3 protein-coding genes are annotated in these 2,222 nt (G+C 52.3%); all 3 read right to left on the reverse strand.

Features of this window, described 5'->3' with window-relative positions; translation table 11 throughout:
* Nucleotides 1-603: radical SAM protein (locus tag Q1K23_RS08500; protein WP_300363816.1), on the reverse strand; the 603-nt coding region annotated here is incomplete at its 3' end.
* Nucleotides 603-1,814 (reverse strand): cytochrome D1 domain-containing protein, encoded by a 1,212-nt coding sequence (locus Q1K23_RS08505; protein ID WP_300363818.1) that lies wholly within the window; start codon nucleotides 1,812-1,814, stop codon nucleotides 603-605. The genes Q1K23_RS08500 and Q1K23_RS08505, both read right to left, overlap by 1 nt.
* Nucleotides 1,811-2,122 (reverse strand): cytochrome c, encoded by a 312-nt coding sequence (locus Q1K23_RS08510; protein WP_300363819.1) that lies wholly within the window; start codon nucleotides 2,120-2,122, stop codon nucleotides 1,811-1,813. The genes Q1K23_RS08505 and Q1K23_RS08510 overlap by 4 nt, the downstream gene beginning before the upstream one ends.
* Nucleotides 2,123-2,222: the final 100 nt, after the last annotated feature.

Consider the following 2,222-nt stretch of genomic DNA (forward strand, 5'->3'; position numbering starts at 1 on the left):
ACCCCTGCCGCTGTAGACCAGGTGGGAGATGTAGATCTTGTCGACACCGATCTCTTCGGCCAGTTCGAAGATGCTGTAGAAGCTCTCTTTCGTTTCGTTGGTGATCGTGAAGCGGATACCGGCGTTTCCGCCATGTTTCTGGATCAGGGCGATCGCGTCGAGACTTTTGCGATAGGCTCCGGCAAGCCCACGGAAACGGTCGTGCACCTCCTCGATCCCGTCGATGCTGATACCGATGTAGTTGAATGTCTCGATGATGCGGTCGACATTCTTTTCGTTGACATAGAGACCGTTGGTCGAAAGGTAGGTGACGATGCCCTCTTTACGCATCGCCTCGGCGATCTCGAAGATGTCACGTCGTATCAGCGGCTCGCCTCCACTGAAGATGACGAACTTGATACCGGCTTTTTTGAGCTCGGGGATCGTTCCCAGAATGAATTCGGTAGTGAGAAAATCCTCCTGATTCGGATCGGCGTAGCTGTAGCAGTGGCGGCAGGCGAGATTGCAGCGGTTCGTGAAATTCCAGATGGCGATGCTGCCGTCGAGCGAGCGCTCCTTTTTGCCGCCGGTCACCGATTTGATGAGATTGGAGAGTCTGAACATCAGTGCGCTTTTTTACGATAGGGGATGAATTCGTTCGAAGGCTGCTTCGTCACTTTCCCGGCACTCTCTTTTTTGACGAATACGAAAATACCGGAAGGTCTGGGTACCTGCCACTCCAGGTTCAGCCACCAGTTTTTCGGATCGGGATCGGAGACTTTGAATGCCTGCACCATATCCTTGTCGTTGATGGAAAAGTAGAGATAAGGGTGGTTGGGCGACCAGCGCACATGCAGGATCATCCCCGGAAACTCGAAACGGCGGACCACTTTCAGATTTTTCGCGTCCACGATCTGTACCACGGGAAACTTCTTCCCGCTGAAGGTGACGGCGAGCCATTTTTTGTCGGGGCTGAGGGCGGTGAAGACCGGATTGCCCTCCACGTCGATCGCCTTGACGAAGTTGAAATCGTGATCGAAAACGAAGACCTTCTTGTTGCCCACGGCGGGAATGAAGAAGTATTTGCCGCTGATACTCCAGAAACCGAAATGCGGTACTTTGAGGATGCGCTCCTTCTTGCCCATTTTCAGGGGAACTTTGCGATATTTCATCGTATCGAGATCGAGCACACCGACATTCTTGGAGTTGAAGAATCCGACGACATAGAGATTTTTGTCGATCATCGCGTCGAAGGGAACCTCTCCGGCATTTTCGATCTTTTTGTATAGTTTGAAGTGGGGCGTTTTGCCGTGGGGGTTTTCATCCTTCATCACCCACAGCTCGTCGCTGTCCATACAGGCGAAAACCAGATAGTCTTTGTACTCTTTGATCCCTACGTTCTTGCTGCCTGTCTCTATCGTCTGCAGATGGTTCAGGTCCCGATCGAGGATCTCGACGGTTTTGTTGTCGTAGTTGGCCACGGCCACGTAGTTGTCGCCGACGATGAAACCGATGGCGCTCTCGCTCGTTTTGTACTCTTTGAGCTTCTTCTCCGCGATCGGATCGAACTTGATCACGTAACCGTCGCGGGTGATGACGTAGCCGTCGTTGTCTCTGAATTTGACGACGGCGTGGTTGAAGTTGTGCATCTCCTTGATTTCATTGGTGAGCATGTTGTTTTCGATCACCGCAAGTGCCGAGTTTTCACGCTCTACGACAAAAAGTTTGTCTCTCGATTTGGGCAGAATCAGCGAAGGATCTTTGGGCAGGTCGGCCGCGCTTACGGCCACGGCCATACCGGCCAGAATCAACAGGGTCTTTTTCATTATCGTCATCTATCTTCCTTGAATGTCAAAATATAGTCGGCCAGTGCATCGAGCTGTGTCGCGTTCAGATCGTCGAACGCGGGCATGGAGTTTCTTCTGTATCCCAGCGTTTTGTAGGTTCCCGCAGGATCGACGATCTGCGCGATGATTTCGCCTTTGTTTCGCTTGGAGGCGATCGTTTTGAAAGAGGGGCCGAAAGCCTCCGCGGTTTGGTGGTGGCATCCCCAGCAGTAGGCCTTGAAGAGTTTCTCCCCTTCGGAAGGCCCCGCCCCCAGCAGAATGGAAGCGGTAATTCCTATCAACCATAACTTTTTCACGTATACCTCTATATCGTTATTTTACTGTCGTTTCGACTCTTTTCATCAAAATCGGCCGTGTCAGACTCTCGTCTTCGATCCCCGCCGCGGCGGCGCAGCT

This window comes from Hydrogenimonas sp. (assembly GCF_029933015.1).
In the GTDB taxonomy this organism is placed as follows: Bacteria; Campylobacterota; Campylobacteria; order Campylobacterales; family Hydrogenimonadaceae; genus Hydrogenimonas.